At 47.3% G+C, this 2566-nt stretch carries 2 pseudogenes; one reads left to right on the plus strand and one right to left on the minus strand.

Annotated elements, in window-relative coordinates:
- Window positions 1-875, minus strand: a pseudogene (locus AZ66_RS28450) (MFS transporter); the annotation flags it as partial.
- Between the two features lie 209 nt (window positions 876-1084).
- On the opposite strand from AZ66_RS28450, the pseudogene AZ66_RS28455 reads away from it, so the two are divergent.
- Window positions 1085-2558: pseudogene (locus tag AZ66_RS28455) on the plus strand (aminotransferase class I/II-fold pyridoxal phosphate-dependent enzyme).
- The last annotated feature ends 8 nt before the right edge of the window (window positions 2559-2566 follow it).

Raw genomic sequence — 2566 nt, forward strand, 5'->3', positions numbered from 1 at the left:
GAAGACAATAAGAGCAGCAAAAAATCCTGCAGCAGATATAATCAGACCTACCGCAATCGCCTTCTTCTCTCCTCCGCTCTTGATGTAGCGTCTTACAACCCCACCTTGAACAAGCGCACCTGAAAGGCCGCAGAAGAAGAACATGTATCCGATCTGCTCCTCTGTAATTCCAGGGATTCTAGCTGCTTCAAAATACAGTAGCGTCGCTTCCAATCCTGCCAGGGTAAAGGTAACAAAGAAGGACAATATATACAAATACTTCATTCGTCCCGTAAAGGCTGTCCAGCGTGAAGGAGCCGATTCGCGGCTTCCCTTGCGCTCCTCAGGAGTCAGCGATTCCTTAAGTAATACGAAGCCTAGCACGCATGTGATAAATGTCAATGCTGAAGCTGCGAAAAAGGGCGTATTATAACCGTATCTGCTTAAAATACCGCCAAAGGCTGGCCCAAATGTAAAACCTAGCCCAATCGACATTCCAACAAACGCCATACCCTTCGTGCGTTGCTCAGGCGTCGTGATATCGGCGACATAGGCAACAATAACTGAAGCTACAGCACCTGAGAAGACTCCTCCCAATGCGCGGGATACATACATCATCCACAGCTCACCATCAGCTAATCCGAATAGCAGATAGCTAATACTGAAGCCGAGAGTCCCGATAAGGATGATGGGACGCCGGCCAACCTTCTCCGACAGTGCTCCCCATATTGGAGACACCACAAACGCAATTAATGAATAGATCGAGAGCATAAGCCCCAAATGAAATTCATTGGCGCCTGCATCGTTATCATTCTAGGCAGAACCGGAATCACGATACCGAAGCCAATGAACACCATCATCAGCATGAACATGACAACGGACATTTTCTTTTTCATGACAATTCCCTCCGATATGTACATCCTATCACACCATACCTTGAAACGAAAATGAATAAAGTGCGAATACTTATTCACGCACCTCTCCCCTTACATACAGGAAAAACATCTTGCATTCCGGGTCGTATTTGTTAAACTTAACCTTGTTTGCGCAGGACACACCATGCGCAGCTTAGTAGATTGCCAACATGAAAGGTTGTGATACGGCGATGAACCATCATCGGACGCCCTTATTTACCGCACTTACGGAGCATGCCTCCAAAAATCCGGTGCAGTTCCACATTCCAGGTCATAAAAAAGGCGCAGGGACAGATGCAGAATTCCGAAACTTTATCGGAGATCAAGCGCTATCTATAGATCTGATTAACATTGCTCCGCTTGATGACTTGCACCAGCCTACGAGCGTCATCGCCGAGGCGCAGCAGCTTGCTGCTGATGCATTAGGTGCCGATTATACGTTCTTCAGCGTACAAGGCACACAGTGCAATCATGACAATGATTATGTCCGTGTGCTCGCCAGGAGATAAGATCCTGGTTCCACGCAATGTTCATAAATCGATCATGTCCGCCATTATTTTCGCCGGTGCAAAGCCTGTATTCGTCTCGCCAGCGCGCGATGCGAATTTAGGAATCGATCACGGCATCACAACCAGCTCGGTACGCAGAGCCTTGGAGAAACACCCAGATACGAAAGCAGTGCTCGTCATTAATCCAACGTACTTCGGGATTTGCGCGAACTTGAAGGAGATTGTCGACTTAGCACATTCTTACGATGTTCCTGTACTTGTTGATGAAGCACATGGTGTTCTTATTCATTTCCACGAGAAGCTGCCAATGTCAGCCATGCAGGCCGGTGCCGATATGGCTGCGACAAGTGTGCATAAGCTGGGTGGTTCTCTAACCCAGAGTTCTGTGCTCAATGTAAATACGAAAAATGGACTCGTAAATCATCAGCGTGTACAAACCATATTCAGCATGCTGACAACGACTTCCACTTCCTATATATTGCTGGCTTCTTTGGATACATCCCGTCGCAACTTGGCTCTTAACGGTCATGAAATGGCGGAACACGCCATTGAACTGGCCGAATTTGCCCGTCAGCAAATAAATGAAATTCCTAGTCTGTATTGCTTTGGCGAAGAGATTCTCGGTGGAGAAGCGACTTACAGCTATGATCCGACGAAACTGACCATTCATGTCCGCCATTTGGGAATAACCGGTTATGAAACGGAGAACTGGCTGCGGGAGCACTACAACATCGAAGTCGAACTGAGCGATATGTACAATATTCTCTGTCTCGTCACGCCGGGCGACTCCATGGATACGATCGACATTCTGCTCCGTGCATTGCGCGACTTGTCCAATCTTCACCATGAACGCAATGAAGTACAGGAGCTCGTCGTCAAAATTCCGGAGATTCCGCAGCTGTCCCTCATTCCGCGCGATGCCTTCTATGCGGATACTGAGGTCGTTCCCTTTAAGGAATCTGCTGGACGAATTATTGCAGAATTTATATACGTTTATCCGCCTGGCATTCCGATCTTGCTTCCAGGCGAAGTCATCTCGCAAGAAAACATCAATTATATTCGCGATCACGTCGATATTGGGCTTCCGGTCAAGGGACCAGAAAATCGCAATATTGAATATATTAAGGTTATTCGTGAGGAACGCGCGATCTTCTAATGCACAAT

It is taken from the genome of Paenibacillus sp. E194 (assembly GCF_000935845.1).
Classification (GTDB): Bacteria; Bacillota; Bacilli; order Paenibacillales; family Paenibacillaceae; genus Paenibacillus_B; species Paenibacillus_B alvei_B.